The following is a 17,796-nucleotide window of genomic DNA, read 5'->3' on the forward strand; positions in this document are numbered from 1 at the left end:
GGCCGTCCCCGGCCACGCGTACGCGCCGTGGCTCGCAGTCCAGGACGCCGCCGCACCGGCCGAAGGCGCGACACCCACCTACGGCATCGCGCTGGAGTGGTCGGGCAACTGGCACATCACCGCCGACGCCGAGCCCGGCGGCGCCCTCCGCGTGCGTGCCGGACGGGTGCCGCACGAAGGCGCCGTACGGCTCGCCCCCGGCGCCACCCTCACCACGCCGCGCCTGGCCTGCGCCTTCAGCCCGGACGGACTCGAAGGGCTGGCCCGCGTCTGGCACCGCTACGAGCGCGGACTCACCGGCGACCGGATGAACCGCCCCCGCAAGGTGCTCTACAACTCCTGGGAAGCCACCGGATTCGGGGTCGAGGCGGCGAGCCAGCTCGAACTCGCCTCGCTCGCCGCCGACATGGGCGCCGAACTGTTCGTCGTCGACGACGGCTGGTTCCCCGGCCGTGCCGACGACACCGGCGGCCTCGGCGACTGGACCCCCGACCCGAAGGCGTTCCCCGAAGGCTTCGACGACTTCATCGGCCACGTGCGCGCGCTGGGCATGGACTTCGGCCTCTGGGTCGAGCCGGAGGCGATCAGCCCCGCTTCGGAGCTGTACGCCCGGCACCCCGAATGGGTCTACCGCGTCGAAGGCCGCCCCGCCACCCTCGTCCGCAACCAGCTCCTCCTCGACCTCGGCCGCACCGACGTGCAGGACTTCGTCCTCGCCACCCTCGACCGGCTCCTCGGCGACCACCCGATCAGCTACCTCAAGTGGGACATGAACCGGCCGCCCACCGAGCGCGGCAGACCGGGCGGCGGCCCCGCCGAACAACAGGACCTCGACGCCGCGCACGTCGCCGGCTACCTGCGGGTCCTCGACCATCTGCGCGCCCACCACCCCGACGTCACCGTCGAAGGCTGCGCGGGCGGCGGCGCCCGGATCGAACACGCCACCATCGCCCGTACGGACGTCGTCTGGCCGAGTGACAACACGGCCCCGCTGGACCGGCTCTCCATCCAGTACGGCTACCTGCACGCACACGCCCCGCACACCATGAGCTCCTGGGTCACCGACTCGCCCGGCGTCTTCGACCCGCGCCCGCGCTCCCTCGGCTTCCGCTTCGTCAACGCGATGGCGGGCGTGCTCGGCATCGGCGCCGACATCCGCACCTGGACGCCCGAGCAACGCACCGAGGCCGCCGGGTGGGTGGCCCGCTACAAGGACATCAGGGACGTCATCCACCACGGCGAGATCAGGCTGCTCAACACACCGGCCGACGCCACCTGCGGGGTGCAGTACGACGAGCCGGGCGGCGCCCGCGTCGTCGTCACCGCGTGGAACACCGGCCGGCTCGACGGCGCGCCGCTCGTACCGGGACGCGCGTCCCGGCTGCGGCTGCGCGGCCTCGATCCGCGGGCGCGGTACGCCGACACGGCGACCGGCACCGTCCTCAGCGGGGCCCATCTGCTGCACTCAGGGCTGCCGTTCACCTGGAGCGCGCACTACGACGCGGAACTGGTGGTACTGACCAGACAGTGACCCTGCGCTGTCCGTACCGCATCTCCGCAGTCACTAAAGTCGCCCAGGACGCCACGAAGCGTCCACCAACACCGAGGAGTGGACCCGCCTCATGAACTCTGCCGCCCGCTTCACCGACCGCGTGGCCGTGGTCACCGGAGCCGCCTCGGGCATCGGCGCCGCGGCGGCGCGACGCCTCGCGGCCGAAGGCGCAGCCGTCGTCCTCGCCGACATCACGGCGGAGCGCGGCGAGACCACCGCCGCCCGCATACGCGACGACGGCGGACGCGCCGTCTTCGTCAGGGCGGACGCCGCCGAACAGGACGGCTGGGACCGGATCGTCGCCGCCGCGCACACCTACGGACCCGTCGGTGTGCTCGTCAGCAACGCCTACACCGTGGACGTCACCCCCGCCCACGAGATGTCCCTCGCCTCCTGGGAGCGGCAGCTCGCCGTCAACCTCACCGGCGGCTTCCTCGGCTTCAAGGCCTGCCTGCCCGATCTGCGGGAGAACGCCGGATCCGTCGTCCTCGTCTCGTCGGTCCACGCGCACAAGGGCATCCCCGGCCACCCCGCGTACGCGGCGACCAAGGGCGCCCTGCTCTCCCTCTGCTCCCAACTCGCCGTCGAGTACGGGCCCGACGTGCGGGTCAACGCCGTGCTGCCGGGACCGATCCTCACCGCGGCCTGGGACCGGGTCGGGGAGGCCGACCGGGAACGCAGCGTCGCCGAGACCGCTGCCCGCCGGTTCGGGACACCCGAGGAGGCGGCCGCCGCCATCACCTTCCTCGCCGCCGGGGAAGCCTCCTACATCACCGGAACGAGCCTGGTCGTCGACGGCGGCTGGAGCGTGCTCAAGGCATCGGCCTGACCGCCCGCCGTACCCCCTACCGACCAGCAGAAAGGCAGAACGACATGACGCCATACGCGCGCCGCGGAGTGCACGGCCAGACCGTGGAGACTCTCGCGCGCCGGGTGCTCAGCGGTGAGATCCCCGAGGGAGCGACACTCGACCTCCCCGCACTGCAGAGCGAGTTGGACGTCAGTCTGACCGCCCTGCGGGAATCGCTGAAGGTGCTGGCGGCCAAGGGCATGGTCGACGCGCGGCAGAAGCGCGGCACCTTCGTCAGGGCGCGGGCCGACTGGAACCTGCTCGACGCCGACGTGCTGCGCTGGCAGTTCGCCGAAGGCACCAGCTCCGGCGCCGACCTCGGACTGCTGCGCCACCTCGGTGAGGTGCGCGGCATCATCGAGCCGGCCGCCGTCAGGCTCGCCGCCGAACGCCGCACCGACGACGACCTCCAGGCACTGGAAGCGGCACTGACCGCCATGGCCACCGTCGAGGGAACAGGCGGCCCCGGCCACGCCGTCGAGGCCGACCTCGCCTTCCACCGGGCGCTGCTCGCAGCGACCCACAACGAACTCCTCGAACGGATGGAGATGGTCATCGAGTCGGGCCTCGCCCACCGCGACGAGATCGTGCACAGCTCGCCGCACGGTGAGGACCCCGTACCGAGCCACCGGGCCGTGCTCGACGCGGTACGGGCGCAGGACCAGGACGCCGCTGAACGCGCCATGCGCGCCCTGCTCGACCAGGCGGTACGCGACCTCGACAAGGTCCACGGCACCCCCCGTACGAAAGGCACCGAGCCGAAGTGAAGATCGTTCGCGTCGAGACGTTCCTGGTGGCGCCCCGCTGGCTGTTCTGCCGGATCGAGACCGACGACGGGGTGGTCGGCTGGGGCGAGCCGGTGGTGGAGGGCCGGGCCGAAGTGGTGCGCGCCGCCGTCGACGTACTCGCCGAACACCTCGTGGGCCAGGACCCGTTGCGGATCCAGGACCACTGGCAGGTGATGACCAAGGGCGGCTTCTACCGGGGCGGCCCCGTGCTCTCCAGCGCCGTCGCCGGCCTCGACCAGGCCCTGTGGGACATCGCGGGCAAGACGTACGGAGCGCCGGTGCACGCGCTGCTCGGCGGGCCCGTCAGGGACTCCGTACGGGTCTACGCCTGGGTCGGCGGCGACGAACCCGGCCAGCTCACCGAGGATGTCACCGAGCAGGTCGAAGCGGGCTTCACCGCCGTCAAGATGAACGCGGCGGGCCGTACGTCACCCCTGTCCACACCGGCCGAGACGGCGGCCGTGGTGGCGCGGGTGGCGGCCGTCAGGGAGGTGCTGGGCCCTGAGCGGGACGTGGCGGTGGACTTCCACGGCCGGTTCAGCCCGGCCGGCGCACGCCGGGTGCTGCATGAAATAGCCCCGCTGCAGCCGCTGTTCGCCGAGGAGCCGCTGCTGCCCGAGCACAACCACCTGCTGGCGGGTCTGGTGGCGGCCGTGAACGTGCCGATCGCGACCGGTGAACGGCTCTACGGGCGCTCGGAGTTCCTGCCCGCCCTGACCGCCGGGATAGCGGTGGCCCAGCCGGACCTCTCGCACGCCGGCGGTATATCCGAGGTCCACCGGATCGCGTCGCTCGCCGAGACGTACGGGGCGCTGCTGGCCCCGCACTGCCCGCTCGGCCCGATCGCGCTCGCCGCCAGTCTGCAAATCGCCTTCTGCACACCCAACTTCCTCATCCAGGAGCAGAGCAGGGGCATCCACTACAACAAGGAGGCCGACCTGCTGTCGTACCTCGTCGACACCGAGCCCTTCCGGTTCGTGGCCGGGCAGGCGCACCGCACGGAGCTGCCGGGGCTCGGCATCACCGTGGACGAGGCGGCGGTACGGGCGGCGGACCGGTCAGGACACGCCTGGCGCAACCCGGTCTGGCGGCACGAGGACGGATCGTTCGCCGAATGGTGAGTGACACGACGAGTGGTGCGGTGACCGGGCCGCAGGTCGTCACGGACCCAGCGCACGGCGGGCGTTGGACCTCCCTGCGCGCGGACGGCGGCCGGGAGTGGCTGTGGCACCGGGACGAGCCGCGCAGGCACGGCGTACGGCCGGGGGACGCCTTCGCGGACGCCGGCGGCCTTGAGGAGTGTGTTCCGACGGTACGCGGCACCCCGGACCACGGCGAGGCCTGGAGCAGGCCCTGGGTGCGCGTCGGCGCGGGCGACGAGGCCGTGGACTGCCCGGACTTCCGGCTCGTCCGCCGTATCCGTACGCGGCCGGGGCGCACGGCCGTGGACTACCGGCTGACCGCCGAGCCGGGCTACCGCTTCCTCTGGGCGGCGCACGCGCTGCTGGACGTCTCCGAGGCGGCCACGGTCGAACTGCGTGACGGGGCAGGGCTTTCGCTGTACCCGGACGGCGGCTCGGACACCGTCCGCGGGCAGTGGCCGCGCGTCGGCGGCGTACGGCTGGACCGGCTCGGACCCGACGACGGCACGGCGCTCGGAGCCGTGATCAACACACCGGAGGCGGCCGTCCACGACGGTCCCGACACACTGACACTCGCGCTGGAGGCCCCGGGACAACCCGTCTCGATCGCCCTCTGGCGCAACCTCGGCGGCTTTCCCGACGACGCGCCGTACCGGTCCGTCGGTGTGGAGCCCATGCTCGGCCGCGTCTTCGACCTGGCGGCGGCGGGGGAGGAGGACGCGGCCCGCGTCCCGGCGGCGGGCGAGGTCCGCTGGCGCCTGACCATGACAACGACACACCGCAGGTGAAAGGAACCACCCCATGGATCTGCTCGGCGCGCTGCACGCGCACCGTCTGGTCGCCATCGTGCGCGGCGACGACCCGGACGCCGCGCTGAAGACCGTACTGACCCTCGTCGAGGAGGGCGTCGCCCTGGTCGAGGTCTCGCTGAGCGGCAGGGACGCGCTCACGGTGATCAACCGGGCCAGGGCCGCACTGGGGCCTGACGCACCCCTCGGCGCGGGTACGGTGCTGAGCGCCGACGACGCGCGCGCGGCGCACGGAGCGGGAGCCGATTTCGTCGTGACACCCGCCGTCGGCGACGGAGTCACGGCGGCCAGGGAACTCGGACTGCCGGTGCTCGCCGGGGTGATGACGCCCACGGACATCCTGTCGGCGCTGCGGCTCGGCGCCGAGGCGCTCAAGATATTCCCGGCGGCGCAGGCGGGCGGCCCCGCCTATCTGCGGGCGCTGCGCGGCCCGTTCCCCGGGCTGCCGTTCGTGCCGGTCGGGGGAGTGGACGCGACTGCAGCGGCCGAGTATCTGGCGGCCGGTGCGACGGCTGTGGGCGTCGGGTCCCCACTGATCGGTGACGCGGCGGACGGCGGAGACCTGGACGCGCTGCGGGCGCGGACGAGGACGTTCCTCGATGTCGTACGCACCGGTGTACCGGCCGCCGAAGGCCCGGCATGAGCGGCCCTGTTGTCTGCGTCGGCGAGACGATGGCGGCTCTCGCACCGGACCCGGTCACCCCACTCGACACCGCCGACCTGCTGCGGATCGACATCGCGGGCGCCGAGTCGAACGTGGCGATGTATCTCGCCGACCACGGTGTGCCCGCCCGCTGGGTGTCCGCGCTGGGCGCCGATCCGTTCGGGCGCCGGATACGGGAGCGCGTCGCCGCTTCCGGCGTCGATGTCTCCGGCGTACGCACCGACCCGGAGCGCCCCACCGGGCTGCTGATCAAGGACCCGGGGCGGGACGCCACCCGCGTCCACTACTACCGGCGCGGTTCGGCGGCCGCCGCACTGGGGCCCGAACTCCTGCGGGACGGCGGCCTGTCCGACGCCGGACTCGTCCATGTCACGGGCATCACCCCGGCACTGTCCGCCAGTTGCCACGCGCTGGTGGAGGCGGTCCTCGCCCCCGACCGGCCGTACCGGGTCAGCTTCGACGTCAACCACCGCCCCGCACTGTGGTCCGGCACCCCGGCAGGGACGGCCGCCACAACGCTGCGGGCACTGGCCGGGCGCGCCGACATCGTCTTCGTCGGGCTGGACGAGGCCCAGGCGCTGTGGGGCGCGGACCTGAAGGACCCGGAGGCGGTACGCGCGTTGCTGCCCGGGCCGGGCACTCTGGTCGTCAAGGACGGCTCCCGCTCCGCCACGGCCTTCGTCGGCCCGGAGTCGTACACGGTGCCCGCGCTCACCACGGACGTGGCCGAACCGGTCGGCGCGGGCGACGCGTTCGCGGCCGGCTTCCTGGCGGCTACGCGCCAGGGCGGCGGCCCGGTCGCCGCCCTGCGGCTCGGCCATCTCACAGCGGTGTCGGCGCTGCGGGTCACCGCCGACCACGGCCCGCTGCTGCCTGCGGCGCGCACGGCCCAGCTCCTCGCCGCCACCGACGAGGAGTGGGCCACAGCGGTCCTCGCCCCCGGCCTTTAGGGCGTGAGCGCGACGACGGCCTCGCTGGTGTGCACCAGGAACGTCAGCGTCTCCTGGAAGTACAGCCGCACACTCGTCGCGTCATGGCTGAGATAACCGATGGACACGTCCTGCCCCAGGCGCAGTTCGAAGTCCCCGCCCCGGGCCGACAGCAGGAACGCGCCGTCGATGGCCGGGGCCCAGATGATGTCGCCGTCGAGGAGACGCGCGATGTGTTCGTGGATGGGGTAGCCGTGGTCCGACGTCTCGTTCACCGCGGTGTACGCGTCGGCGCTCAGCGCCAGGGTGTACGGGCCCTCGACACCGGCCAGCCGCAGCGCGGTGATGGCCCGGCTCACGGCGTTCGGGTACTCGCGCACATCGGCGGGGAGCGGCACCGCCGGGTTGGACGAGCCGGCGCGGATGCCCTCGATACCCGCCTCCGGATAGCCCTCGAAGACGGCCCGGTCCTCGGCGAAGGCCAGCCGCCGCGCGGCGTCCTTCACCGGCTGCCAGTCGGCGTCCTGGGCGCCCCGCTCCACGTCGTCGACCTGCTGCCGGTCCACGGTGAACGGGACGCGCAGCTCCACGACGGGCTGCGAGTGGCGGGTGTGCGCCAGGACGCCCTCGGCTGGCGGGGCGACCGGGTCGAGATGCCCGGTGGCCACGGCGGCCAGCTCAGGCCCCCCGGGCTCGGGCACGTCCACGATCCGGCGCGCGGCCACATTGCGCTTGAAGGTGCGCTGCGCCTCGGCCTCCAGATCGGCCCAGGCGGCCGCGGAGACGGGGGCGAGATCGCGGTGCAGATTGTTCACCGGGCGGTGCTCCTGTTCAGGTCGCCGATCCCCAGGCTGCCGTCGGCGGGCGTGACCGCGGGGCTGTCCGCGGGCCGGGGTACGGAGGTGGTGGCCGAAGCCGAGTCGGGAAGGCCGTCGAGGAAGTCCACGGACGGCGCGAAGAAGAGGGTGCCGGTCACGGCGGTCGAGAAGTCCAGGATGCGGTCGTGGCTCGCGTTCGGCGCGCCGAGGAACATGTTGCGCAGCATCTGTTCCGTGACGTCCGGCGTGCGCGAGTAGCCGATGAAGTACGTACCGAACTCGCCGCGCCCGGGGCTGCCGAAGGGCATGTTGTCCCGCAGGATCTGCTGCTCGTCCCCGTCGGGACCGACGATGGTCGTCAGCGCGACGTGCGAGGCGTCCTCGTCCAGCTCGACGTTGTTGAGCTTCTTACGGCCGATGATCTTCTCCTGCGCCTCGACGGGCAGGGTGTTCCAGGCATCCAGGTCGTGCAGGTACTTCTGCACGATCACATAGCTGCCGCCGGTGTGGGCGGGGTCCTCGTCGCCGACCAGGACCGCCGTACGGGCGGCGCCGCCGACCGGGTTCTCGGTGCCGTCGACGAAACCCATCAGGTCACGGGTGTCCAGGTACTTGAACCCCTGGACCTCGTCCCGCACGGTGACCGCGCCGCGCAGCCGGTCCATGATCTCGGTCGCCAGCGCGAAGCACAGGTCAGGCCGGGTGGCCCGGATGTGGAAGAGCAGGTCGCCCGGGGTGGCGACCGCGCGGTGCCGGGCCCCGACCAGCTCCTTGAAGGGATGCAGCCCCACCGGCCTGGGCAGCTCGAACAGCCGGTCCCACAGGCCGGCGCCGATCCCGGCGACACAGCTCAGCGCGCCGTCGGGCGCCCCGAACCCGAAGGCGCGTTCGAGGCCGGACAGATCGGCCAGCAGGTCCTGCACCGTCTCCTCGCCCCCGGCGTCGACCGTGACCACCAGGAAGATCGCGCCGGTGGTCAGCGGGCTGAGCACCGATTGCGGCTCGGGCCCCGGAAAAGATTCGACCGTCAACCGGCTCTCCAGTCTCGTTCGTACCGGCGCCGAACGATCTCCGGCGCCGATTGGCCGTCCGTCGCACCAGCAGTGCGATCAAGCAGTGCGTAGTCAGCCTACGACGTCAGCCGAACGCCGCCACGGAGACCGGCTGCCAATCGCGCCAGGTCCGCAGCCGCTCCTCGTACAGCTCGGCCACAGCGGGAAAGGACTTGCCGAGGAAGACCCGCAGCGGCGGCTCAGGCGCGTCGACGATCCGCAGGATCGCCTCGCGTGTGGCGCGCGGGTCGCCGACCTCGAACTCCGGCGCCGTCGTCTCGCGGACCCCGGCGTAGTCGGGATGCGGCGCGCTGCGGCGCGCTCCCCGGTCGAGCCAGTCGGTCGCGTAGGGGCCGGGCTCCACACTGGTGATGTGGATGCCGAACGGCGCCACCTCCTGCGCCAGCGACTCGGACAGTCCCTCCAGGGCCCACTTCGACGCGTGGTACGCGCCGATCCCGGGGTACGCCCGCACCCCGCCCTCGCTGGTCACCTGGAGGATGTGCCCACGGCGCTGCTCCCGCATGAGGGGAAGGGCGGCCTGGGTGACCCACACGGCGCCGAAGAAGTTCGTCTCCAGCTGCGCGCGCAGCTCGCTCTCGGTCACCTCCTCGACCATGCCGAAGTGGCCGTAGCCGGCGTTGTTGACGACGACGTCCAGCGAGCCGAAGTGGGCGTACGCCTTGCGTACCGCCGCACCCACCGCCTCGCGGTCGGTGACGTCCAGCTGGATCGGCAGCACCGCGTCCCCGTAGCGGTCGGCCAGTTCGGCGGGCCTGCTCAGGTCGCGGGCGGTCGCCGCCACCCGGTCACCGCGCTCCAGCGCGGCCCGTGCCCACTCGTTGCCGAATCCCCGTGACGTTCCGGTGATCAACCATGTCTTCGTCATAACTGGTGCCTCCTGTATGAGCTGTCGCTCTCCGACACCTCCACACTGCGCCGCCCCGAGCCATTCCACCAGCGATGATCAAGCACAGGAGCCATGCGTGTTACGCATGGCCGGCGACTAGGGTGGAGGTCATGAGCGAGTTCACGATCACCGGTCTCCGGGTCGTTTCCGCCGTGGTCGACACCGGATCGTTCACGGCGGCGGCCGACGCGCTCGGGTACACGCAGTCGGCCGTGTCCCGCCAGGTCGCCGCCATGGAGACCGCCGCCGGCGCCGCGCTGTTCGTAAGGGGAGCCCGTGGGGTGAGCCCGTCGCCGGCCGGGCGGTTGCTGGCCCGGCGGGCGGCGACGGTACTGCACGAGATCGACGGCGCCGACCGGGACATCGCGGGACTGCGGGACCATGTCACCGGGCGTGTGACCGTCGCCGCCTTCCCCGCCGCCGCGGCCGTGCTCGTACCCCGCGCGATGGCACGGCTCGGACGGGAGCACCCGGGGCTGGAGGTGGACCTCGCGGAGGGCTCCTCGCCCACACAGCTACGGCAGTTGCGGGCGCACCGGATCGAAGTCGCCGTGATCGGCGTCGGATCCGACCTGCCCGCCTACGATCTCGACGGCCTGCGGAGCGAGTTGCTGCTGGAGGGCGGTCTGCTCGTCGCCCTGCCCGCCGCCCACCGGTTCGCGGGCCGTGACAGCGTCGCCGTCGCCGAACTCGCCACGGAACCGTGGATCGTGGGAAAGGGCCTGCGTGACGATCCCCAGTTCGGCGCGTGGCCGACCCTGGAGCACCCCCGGATCGCCCACGCGGCCCGGGAATGGCCCACCCGCCTCGGCCTTGTCGCCGCCGGGCTCGGCATCACCGTACTGCCCCGGCTGGCGGCGGCATCCGTACCGGCGGGCGTGCACACCGTCGCGGTGGAGGATCCGTCGTGGTTCGGCCGGTCCGCCGTAGCGGTCACCGCTGACCCGCCCACGGCCGAAGTGGCCGTGGTGGTCGGCGCGTTGCGCGAGGAGGCGGCGCTTCTCGACGGGCCGCAGTGACGCGGTGGGGCGGCGGCGAGGCGTGGCCGCTCCACGGGGGTCACTCGAACGCGTCAGGGGCGGTGAGGTCGATGGGGATAGTGGGCATATAGGACGAACCTATGACATGAAAGGTTCCCCATGCCCGCACTGTCGCCGGAGTCCCCCTTCACCCCGGCCGACCCGCTCGTCGTCGCTCGCAAGAACCCGACCGCCCCCGCGAAGACAGCCTGAGCCACGCCTGTGCCCTCCGTATCCGCGCCCTCCGGGAGAGGGCGCCTGGCCACCGTGTCGGCGCTGATGTCGTACGCGGCGGGCGCCGGCGACGCCTTCGCCTTCGCGCAGCTCGGCGGGGTGTTCACCGCGAACATGACCGGCAGCCTCGTGCTGGCCGGGCTCACCGCCCAGCCGGCGTACGGCGACCTCGTGACCGGAGCGGCCACCGCGCTGGCCGCCTTTCTGCTCGCGGTGTACGCCGCGTCCCTGGCCACACCGGTACGGCCGGACGGGCAGCGGCGCGCGATCCGCCGGGTGCTGTGGAGCGTGGTGGGGCTCAACGCCGCCCTGCTCGCCGCGATCGCCGCCAGTTCGGGAAACGGCTCCGGCTCAGGACCCGGGCCTGGATCCGCGCTGCGGCTGGGGCTGCTCGCCGTGTCGGCGGCCGCCATGGGCGCCCAGACCGCGGCGGCCAAGCGGTACGAGCGCTCGTCCGGGGTGACCACGACGTTCGTCACCGGCACCCTGACCAGCCTGGCGCAGGACGCCGCCGACGGCAGCGGTAAGCACGCGCCCATCCGCGTCGTCGTGGTCGTCATGCTCGTCCTGGGCTCGCTGACGGCCTCCGGCGCGATGACCCTCGACCTGCGCCTCGGCCCCGCGGTGGCGGCCGTCGCGACCGCGGTGGCGGCCTTGGTCTTCCCCTCGGACCAGGCCGACGACGTCGGACCGGACGGAGACCGGCTCGCATGACGACGGTCCAGGCGCTGCCGTGTCGGCGCGGCGGCTCGGACTCCCCTGCGCCGCGCGGTGCCGACGCCGCCCTGCTCACCGACCGGTTGACCAGCTGAGAATCCCTGGGCATGCGGTCGGTCCGATCGCGGTATAGCGTCGTTTTCCCAAGGGGAACACACGTCGTCCCGTGGTGTGCGGCGATCCTGTCGACCCGAACAGCTCTCGTGCTCGCTTCTCGGGTGAGGAGGAGACCGACATGACGTCCGTGCTCATCACCGGCGCCTCCAGAGGTATCGGCCGCGCCATCGCCGTCGAACTCGCCCGCCGGGGCCACCGGGTCGTCGCCACGGCCCGCAGGACCGACGACCTCGACGACCTCCCCGTCGACCAGCGGCTACGGCTCGACGTCACCGACCAGGGAAGTGTGGACGAGGCCGTCCGGGCGGCCGGTGAGATCGACGTACTGGTCAGCAACGCGGGCGCGACGGTCCGCGCGCCCTTGGAGAGCGTGCCGGTCTCCGAGGTCGAAGCCCTCTTCCAGCTCAACACCTTCGGTCCGCTGCGGGTGGTGCAGGGTCTGCTGCCCGCGATGCGTGAGCGCGGCGCGGGCCGGCTTGTCTTCGTCTCCAGCATCCAGGGCCGGCTGGTCGTGCCGATCATCGGCCCGTATGCCGCCAGCAAGTGGGCACTTGAGGCGTTCGCCGAGACACTGGCGGTCGAGGCGGGCCACTTCGGCGTCAAGGTGAGCATCCTCCAGCCGGGCACGGTCTCCTCGGGCGGAGCCGAGCGGGCCAAGTCCTTCTTCAAGGAGAACGACCCGTACACGCCCCTGTTCGCACAGTTCGGCCCGCTGCGTGGCACGTCCATCTTCGAGCCGGTCACCCCCGAGGACGTGGCCGTGGCGGTGGCGGACACGATCGAACACCCGGACCCGCCGCTCCGTGTCCCGGTCGGCGAGCCGGCGGAAACAGCCTTGCGGGCCCGCAAGACAGCACCGGAGGACGCCCCGTTCGTACCGGTCACCCTGGACTGGTAGCCGCACGGAGACCACCCCGGCGCGTCGCGGACCGCGCCGGGGTGGTGGCTGTCTGCCGGGTGTCAGGACGCCGGGTACAGGCTGAGCTTTGCCTTGTGGCCGGAGATCGAATTCACATAGATGTCCAGGTTGTTGAGCCTGACCAGGCCGCCGGCGCTGGCGCTGCCGCCGAGGTGGGCGCCGCCGCCCGTGATGGCGGCCGACACCTTCACCACGTCGGGGCCGGTGTGTGTGACCTTCAGGTTCGCGAAGCCGAAGCGGTTTCCGTTGACCTTGACCGTCCTGGGCTTTGAGACCGTGATGTCACACCGGCCGTCGTAGCAGGGCCCCTGGCTGGCGCCGTACGCCGCCGTTGTCACACCGAGCCCCAGCGCGACCGCCATCGACACCGTCAACGCCGCCGTGGCCGCGCGTGAGCGCATACCCGTACTCATCAGTTGGACCTCCTGGTTCGAGGGGATTCCCCCGCACCGGATCCAACCCGTCCGCGCCGGGACCCCTCCCGGCGCGGAAGCCGATCTACTTGGACTCGATCCGTCCGAGCGCGTCGGGACCGGCGGTCAGCGCGGCGCGTGCGTCCTGCCAGGCGGTGTCTCCGGGGTACAGCTCGCTGCGGAGATACGCCGAGGTCAGCCGCGCGACCGCGGCCACCCGCCCGGGGTTCTCGTCGGTGGTCTCGGCGACGTCGTAACCGGAGACCCCGCCGAAGCCGTGTTCCGCTCCGAAGACGGTGAGCAGGGACTTGGGGCCGGGGGCGAGGAGGTACGGATCGGCATGCCAGTCCGGGCCGTTGACCGTCAGATGGGTGGAGGTGTCCTTGTCGCCGGCGACCACGAGCGTGGGCGTCGTCATCGCGGAGAAGTCCGTGGTCAGGAAGACGGGGTAGTTCGTGGCCGCGATCTCGCTGAGGGCGTCGCCACCCCTGCCGGGCGCGCCGAGCAGGACCCCCGCCTTGATCCGCGGCTCGGCCATGTTCACCTCCACGCCGTCGTCCGGGTCGGTGAGCCGGGCGCCGAGCAGCAGGCTCGCGGTGTGGCCGCCCATGGAGTGGCCCGCCACCGCGACCCTGTTCCGGTCCAGGCGCCCGACGAGCTGCGGTACGGCGGCCTCGACCGCGTCGAGCTGGTCGAGGACCGCCCGCATGTCCTCGGCGCGCGAGCGCCAGAACAGCGGCGCCCCGGGAGTGGCGGGATCCAGGCTCAGCGACCTGGAACTCAGATGGGTGGGCTGGATGACGACGAAGCCCTGCGCCGCCCAGAACTGGGCGAGGGGCGCGTAGCCGTTCAGCGAGGAGAGATGGTTGGAGAAACCCTGGCCGTGCGAGAGCAGGATCACCGGCAGGTCGCTGCCGGTCACGGGCGCGGAGACGCGTATCTCCAGGTCCACGGCGCGGCCGGGAGCCGGCAGCACGACGGGTGCGACGGACAGGACGGGGGTGGCGGAAGGTTCACTCATGCTGGGGATCCATTCAGCGGTCAGCGACGCCTGTTTCGGACGGCGCTGAAATCGGAACGTCGTTCCGTTTAATTTACGGAACCGTGTTCCGTTTTGTCAAAGGCCACCGTCCGCCTCACGACACCGTCCGCTTCACAGCACCGGCGGCAGACTGCGGATCATCAGTCCGAGGCCCACGACAAGGACGAGCGCGGCCGTCAGCAGGGCGGTGCTGGGCGCGACGCGCCGGAGGAACGCGAACAGCGGGCGGTCCGTGAGCGTGCCGAGCCTGTCTCCGAGGCGGACAAGGATCAGGCCGACCGCCGTCAGGGTGGCGGCCATGCCGAGGCCGTACGCGAGTACGAGCCCGGCTCCGAAGACGGTTCTGCCCAGGGCGATCGAGCCCAGCAGGACGACCAGGGCGGACGGGCTCGGTACGAGGCCGCCGGCGACGCCGAGGCCGATCAGCCCGCGCCTGGTGTACGGCCGGCCGGCGTCCGTGGCGGACGGCGAGTGGCTGTGGTGGTGGTGTCCGAACAGCCCGTGCCGGTGCGGCTTTTCATGCGGGTGATGGTGATTCCGATGGTGCCCGTCCGCAGGTCCGTGGCCGTGCCCGTGCCCGAGCCCGTGCTGAGGCCCGTGCCTATGCCCTGTGTCATGCGTGTGACCGTGCGCGATCTCCGCAGCCGTGTCGGCGGCGCCCGCGGCGCCCACCAGCGCCGGCTCCCGAGCGCTCGGCGGCAGGGCGCCGATCGCGGCGGCGTCGAGACGCCTGCGGCGCGCCCCGCGCACCGCGTCGAGCAGCAGGGCCGCGCCGACCGCTGCCACCAGCGCGCCGCTCACCACGCCCAGCCAGTTCAGCACGGTGTCACCGGCGAGTGCGGAGAAGGTGGTGAGACAGAGGCCGACGACCAGCACCCCCGCGGTGTGGGTGGCGGTCACCGTCGCGCCTACGGTCAGCGCGTCCCGGGTGCTGCCCCGCTTGCCGGCGAGATAGGCGGCCATGACGGTCTTGCCGTGGCCGGGCAGCAGCGCGTGCCCCGCGCCCAGCACGACGGACAGCAGGACGGCGAGCACCCCGACCGGGACGGTGAGCGTCCGCGTGCCGGTGAGCGACGTCAGTCGCCGGGAGAGCGCTTCGACGCCTCCGGTGAGTCCGCCCACAGCCCCGGCCCGGGACGTCCCTTCCGTACCGCTCGAAGCGGCGGCGCCGGGGACGGCGGTGAACCGCGCCGTGGTGTCGCCCAGCGGAGTGGCGAGCAAGTCGCGCGGATAGTGCCGGAGTTCACCGGTCGATGACGACGCGGGCACCGTGGAGTCCCGCAGATGCGTACCCGCACCCTTCGCTGTGATCTCGTTCCAGCCGACCCGGGCCCTGTCGGCGCCCGTGTCGATCCGTAGCGTCTGCGGGCCGTCCGTCAGCTCCAGCGGAGCCCGGAGGCGGCAGTCGAGCCGGCTGGTGCGCAGTCCGCTCTGTCCCGGCCGGTAGGCGAAAGTGGCGGAGCTGACCTTCCAGGTCAGGCGCCGGGGCGCGGCCACGGCGAGCTTCCCCGCCGTCTCGGCGCAGCGCGCGGTGGCCCACGCGGCGCGTTCGGCGGCGCTCGGGGTGCCGTCGCCGTCCGTGTCGATGCGCGGTGCGGCCTGGAGGGTGGGAATCTCCGCGGTGTCGGTGACCGCCAGGACGTCCACACGGTCGGGACGCACGGTGAATCCGGTGTAGTGGTTCACCGAGAAGTTGCCGAGCGGATGGGCCTGGGCCGCCTGGGCCGCCGGTGCGGCAGTCCCGAGCAGCCACAGCAGACCGCCCGCCACCACTGCGGCGCGCCGCCCGAGCTGGCGGTGGGTCATGGATGCCTCCAGGGCGCCGGGTCGGGTCTCGCACTGCTACCCGGTCGGCCGGCGCGCGTGTCGCGGCGGGCGGTGCGGTCACCCGAACGGCCGGGCGGGGTCGTCGGACCGGCCCAGGGGGCGACGGGCGGCGCTCGCCTCATTCGGCTCACGGGCATTGCGAGCGCCCTATGCGCATGGTGATTTGGTGGGAGCTTTAAGTCACATTGCTGGCCTTTTGCCACACGGCTCATGCCGATCGGGGCACTGCCGGAGGGTCTGTGTGGGGCTTCGAGCGTCCACCGATCTCAGCCGTACCCACCGCCCGGTCCCCGCGAGGTACGGCGCTCACACCGGAAATGGATGGCCCATGCAGTCCTCCCGTCTGTCACGCCGAAGAATTCCGGGACGCCCGGCAGAACGCGCGCTCGCCTCTGCCGGCGCCCTCGCCCTGCTGGCCGCCGCCGCTGTCACCGGCCTCGCGCCGGGCACCAGCGCCGCCTCCAGCCACCGCGAGGCGCCGCTGACGGGTGGTGACCCCAGGGCCGACAACACGGACGTCTACGCCTTCACCAGCCCCGACAAGCCGGACACGGTCACGCTGGTGGCGAACTGGATCCCGTTCGAGGAGCCCAACGGCGGCCCGAACTTCTACCCGTTCGCCGACGACGCGCACTACAACATCAAGATCGACGGGAACGGCGACGGCAAGCCCGACACCACGTACACCTGGTCGTTCACCAACCACGTCCGGGACGACGCCAACCAGTTCCTCTACAACACCGGCGTCGTGAAGTCCCTGGACGACGAGACGCTGAACTTCCGCCAGACGTACTCCCTGACGGCCACCGACGGCAGCGGCAACACCAAGACACTGCTCAAGGACGCCCCTGCGGCGCCGTCCAACGTCGGCAAGGCGTCGATGCCGGACTACGCGGCGCTGCGCGAGCAGGCCACCGTGTCCCTGCCGAACGGCGGCCAGACGTACGCGGGCCAGGCGTCCGACCCGTTCTTCCTTGATCTGCGGATCTTCGACCTCCTCTACGGGGGCAACCTCAAGGAGACCGGTCACAACACGCTCGCCGGGTACAACGTCAACACCATCGCCATCCAGGTGCCCAAGAAGGACCTGGCACTCAACGGCGACGCCAAGCGCAACCCCGTGGTCGGCGTGTGGTCCACCACCGACCGGCAGGGCGCGGTCGTCACCGGCAAGGGCAGCGAGAACGCGGAGCCGGCGGCTGACGGCAAGGGCGGTCCCGGTGCGCCCGACAAGGGCGGCGAAGGCGGCTGGCACCAGGTCTCCCGCCTCGGTAACCCGCTGGTCAACGAGGTGGTCGTACCCCTCAAGTACAAGGACGCCTTCAACGCGCTGCCGCCGGAGAAGGACCACACGGTCACCCCGGTCGTGAACGCGGTCAAGGACCCGATCGTGCCCAAGCTCATCCAGAACATCTACAACGTTCCGGCGCCCGCCACCCCCCGTAACGACCTGGTCGAGATCTTCCTGACCGGGCTCTGCAAGGCGTGCGGTCCGGTCAAGGCGGACCTCAACTCGCAGCTGCTCAACGCGGACGCCGACAAGAAGGCGTTCCTCCCGGCGGAGGAACTGCGCCTCAACATGTCGGTGCCGGTCTCGGCCAACCCGAACCGGCTCGGTGTCATCGGCGGCGACCTGGGCGGCTTCCCCAACGGACGCCGGCTCAACGACGATGTCGTCGACATCGAACTGCAGGCACTCGAAGGCGCCGCGCAGACCGGCAAGATCGTGCCAGCGCTGGCCGCGGGTGACGCGGTCGACGCCCCGTACCGTCAGCCCGGTGACACGTTCCCGTACGTGGCGCTGCCCAACACCGCCGCGGTCAACCAGGCCGACTCCCTGCACCCGGACGGCGGCGTCGGCGCCGGTTTCGGCGGCAGCGCCTTCGGCGGGGACTTCCCCGTCGCCTCCGCGGCAGCCATCGGCGGCGGCGCGCTCCTGGCCTGCGCCGGAGTCCTGGCCCTGCGCCGGCGGCGCGCGGGACAGGCGTGAGCGG

General features: G+C 72.2%; 17 protein-coding genes. 11 read left to right on the top strand and 6 right to left on the bottom strand.

Annotation, left to right across the window (positions count from 1 at the left end; genetic code table 11):
* From HY68_RS23390 to HY68_RS23420, 7 genes are all read left to right on the top strand, one after another.
* Nucleotides 1-1,531, top strand: a 1,531-nt coding sequence (locus HY68_RS23390) for an alpha-galactosidase (RefSeq protein WP_063779715.1), incomplete at its 5' end; no start/stop codon positions are given.
* A 91-nt stretch (nucleotides 1,532-1,622) separates the two neighbouring features.
* Nucleotides 1,623-2,381 carry an SDR family oxidoreductase gene (locus tag HY68_RS23395; RefSeq protein WP_041991889.1) on the top strand — a complete coding sequence of 253 codons (759 nt, stop codon included), beginning with the start codon at nucleotides 1,623-1,625 and terminating at the stop codon, nucleotides 2,379-2,381.
* A 44-nt stretch (nucleotides 2,382-2,425) separates the two neighbouring features.
* Nucleotides 2,426-3,169: a FadR/GntR family transcriptional regulator gene (locus HY68_RS23400; RefSeq protein WP_041991891.1), complete on the top strand. Its 744-nt coding sequence runs from the start codon at nucleotides 2,426-2,428 to the stop codon at nucleotides 3,167-3,169.
* Nucleotides 3,166-4,311 carry a galactonate dehydratase gene (gene dgoD / locus HY68_RS23405; protein ID WP_041991893.1) on the top strand — a complete coding sequence of 382 codons (1,146 nt, stop codon included), beginning with the start codon at nucleotides 3,166-3,168 and terminating at the stop codon, nucleotides 4,309-4,311. The genes HY68_RS23400 and dgoD overlap by 4 nt, the downstream gene beginning before the upstream one ends.
* Nucleotides 4,305-5,120 carry a hypothetical protein gene (locus tag HY68_RS23410; RefSeq protein ID WP_041991894.1) on the top strand — a complete coding sequence of 272 codons (816 nt, stop codon included), beginning with the start codon at nucleotides 4,305-4,307 and terminating at the stop codon, nucleotides 5,118-5,120. Before dgoD ends, HY68_RS23410 begins: the two co-directional genes overlap by 7 nt.
* Nucleotides 5,121-5,133: 13 nt before the next feature.
* On the top strand, nucleotides 5,134-5,784 hold the full coding sequence (locus HY68_RS23415) for a bifunctional 4-hydroxy-2-oxoglutarate aldolase/2-dehydro-3-deoxy-phosphogluconate aldolase (RefSeq protein WP_041991896.1): 651 nt from the start codon (nucleotides 5,134-5,136) through the stop codon (nucleotides 5,782-5,784).
* The gene (locus tag HY68_RS23420) at nucleotides 5,781-6,755 is read left to right on the top strand and encodes a sugar kinase (RefSeq protein ID WP_041991898.1); all 975 of its coding nucleotides are present in this window, start codon (nucleotides 5,781-5,783) and stop codon (nucleotides 6,753-6,755) included. Before HY68_RS23415 ends, HY68_RS23420 begins: the two co-directional genes overlap by 4 nt.
* Here HY68_RS23420 and HY68_RS23425 read toward each other — a convergent pair.
* The 3 genes from HY68_RS23425 to HY68_RS23435 form a co-directional block, all read right to left on the bottom strand.
* Nucleotides 6,752-7,549, bottom strand: coding sequence for a family 1 encapsulin nanocompartment shell protein (locus HY68_RS23425; RefSeq protein WP_041991900.1), 798 nt, complete (start codon nucleotides 7,547-7,549; stop codon nucleotides 6,752-6,754). The two genes, HY68_RS23420 and HY68_RS23425, sit on opposite strands and share 4 nt — an antisense overlap.
* The gene (locus HY68_RS23430; protein WP_041991902.1) at nucleotides 7,546-8,583 is read right to left on the bottom strand and encodes a Dyp-type peroxidase; all 1,038 of its coding nucleotides are present in this window, start codon (nucleotides 8,581-8,583) and stop codon (nucleotides 7,546-7,548) included. Before HY68_RS23430 ends, HY68_RS23425 begins: the two co-directional genes overlap by 4 nt.
* A gap of 106 nt (nucleotides 8,584-8,689) precedes the next feature.
* Nucleotides 8,690-9,493, bottom strand: coding sequence for an SDR family NAD(P)-dependent oxidoreductase (locus tag HY68_RS23435; RefSeq protein WP_041991903.1), 804 nt, complete (start codon nucleotides 9,491-9,493; stop codon nucleotides 8,690-8,692).
* 131 nt (nucleotides 9,494-9,624) lie between these two features.
* On the opposite strand from HY68_RS23435, the gene HY68_RS23440 reads away from it, so the two are divergent.
* From HY68_RS23440 to HY68_RS23450, 3 genes are all read left to right on the top strand, one after another.
* Nucleotides 9,625-10,533 (top strand): LysR family transcriptional regulator, encoded by a 909-nt coding sequence (locus HY68_RS23440; protein WP_041996920.1) that lies wholly within the window; start codon nucleotides 9,625-9,627, stop codon nucleotides 10,531-10,533.
* A gap of 267 nt (nucleotides 10,534-10,800) precedes the next feature.
* Nucleotides 10,801-11,481 (top strand): DUF1275 family protein, encoded by a 681-nt coding sequence (locus HY68_RS23445; RefSeq protein ID WP_241778653.1) that lies wholly within the window; start codon nucleotides 10,801-10,803, stop codon nucleotides 11,479-11,481.
* A gap of 238 nt (nucleotides 11,482-11,719) precedes the next feature.
* Nucleotides 11,720-12,499, top strand: a complete 780-nt coding sequence (locus tag HY68_RS23450) for an SDR family oxidoreductase (protein ID WP_041991905.1) — start codon at nucleotides 11,720-11,722, stop codon at nucleotides 12,497-12,499.
* Between the two features lie 62 nt (nucleotides 12,500-12,561).
* On the opposite strand, the gene HY68_RS23455 is transcribed toward HY68_RS23450, so the two are convergent.
* From HY68_RS23455 to HY68_RS23465, 3 genes are all read right to left on the bottom strand, one after another.
* Nucleotides 12,562-12,933 (bottom strand): hypothetical protein, encoded by a 372-nt coding sequence (locus HY68_RS23455; protein WP_041991907.1) that lies wholly within the window; start codon nucleotides 12,931-12,933, stop codon nucleotides 12,562-12,564.
* A gap of 85 nt (nucleotides 12,934-13,018) precedes the next feature.
* Nucleotides 13,019-13,954, bottom strand: a complete 936-nt coding sequence (locus tag HY68_RS23460) for a chlorophyllase (protein WP_041991909.1) — start codon at nucleotides 13,952-13,954, stop codon at nucleotides 13,019-13,021.
* A 132-nt stretch (nucleotides 13,955-14,086) separates the two neighbouring features.
* Nucleotides 14,087-15,781, bottom strand: a complete 1,695-nt coding sequence (locus HY68_RS23465) for a high frequency lysogenization protein HflD (protein WP_078863739.1) — start codon at nucleotides 15,779-15,781, stop codon at nucleotides 14,087-14,089.
* A 349-nt stretch (nucleotides 15,782-16,130) separates the two neighbouring features.
* Between HY68_RS23465 and HY68_RS23470 the strand changes: the two genes are divergently transcribed.
* On the top strand, nucleotides 16,131-17,792 hold the full coding sequence (locus tag HY68_RS23470; protein WP_041991911.1) for a DUF4331 domain-containing protein: 1,662 nt from the start codon (nucleotides 16,131-16,133) through the stop codon (nucleotides 17,790-17,792).
* Nucleotides 17,793-17,796 lie beyond the last annotated feature (4 nt).

The sequence above is a fragment of the Streptomyces sp. AcH 505 genome (assembly GCF_000818175.1).
Classification (GTDB): domain Bacteria; phylum Actinomycetota; class Actinomycetes; order Streptomycetales; family Streptomycetaceae; genus Streptomyces.

Coding starts and splice junctions, on each gene's coding strand:
- HY68_RS23410 (WP_041991894.1), top strand. CDS start 4,305: ATGGTGAGTGACACGACGAGTGGTGCGGTGACCGGGCCGCAGGTCGTC.
- HY68_RS23455 (WP_041991907.1), bottom strand. CDS start 12,933: ATGAGTACGGGTATGCGCTCACGCGCGGCCACGGCGGCGTTGACGGTG.
- HY68_RS23440 (WP_041996920.1), top strand. CDS start 9,625: ATGAGCGAGTTCACGATCACCGGTCTCCGGGTCGTTTCCGCCGTGGTC.
- HY68_RS23415 (WP_041991896.1), top strand. CDS start 5,134: ATGGATCTGCTCGGCGCGCTGCACGCGCACCGTCTGGTCGCCATCGTG.
- HY68_RS23465 (WP_078863739.1), bottom strand. CDS start 15,781: ATGACCCACCGCCAGCTCGGGCGGCGCGCCGCAGTGGTGGCGGGCGGT.
- HY68_RS23420 (WP_041991898.1), top strand. CDS start 5,781: ATGAGCGGCCCTGTTGTCTGCGTCGGCGAGACGATGGCGGCTCTCGCA.
- HY68_RS23435 (WP_041991903.1), bottom strand. CDS start 9,493: ATGACGAAGACATGGTTGATCACCGGAACGTCACGGGGATTCGGCAAC.
- HY68_RS23460 (WP_041991909.1), bottom strand. CDS start 13,954: ATGAGTGAACCTTCCGCCACCCCCGTCCTGTCCGTCGCACCCGTCGTG.
- HY68_RS23400 (WP_041991891.1), top strand. CDS start 2,426: ATGACGCCATACGCGCGCCGCGGAGTGCACGGCCAGACCGTGGAGACT.
- HY68_RS23395 (WP_041991889.1), top strand. CDS start 1,623: ATGAACTCTGCCGCCCGCTTCACCGACCGCGTGGCCGTGGTCACCGGA.
- HY68_RS23450 (WP_041991905.1), top strand. CDS start 11,720: ATGACGTCCGTGCTCATCACCGGCGCCTCCAGAGGTATCGGCCGCGCC.
- HY68_RS23470 (WP_041991911.1), top strand. CDS start 16,131: ATGCAGTCCTCCCGTCTGTCACGCCGAAGAATTCCGGGACGCCCGGCA.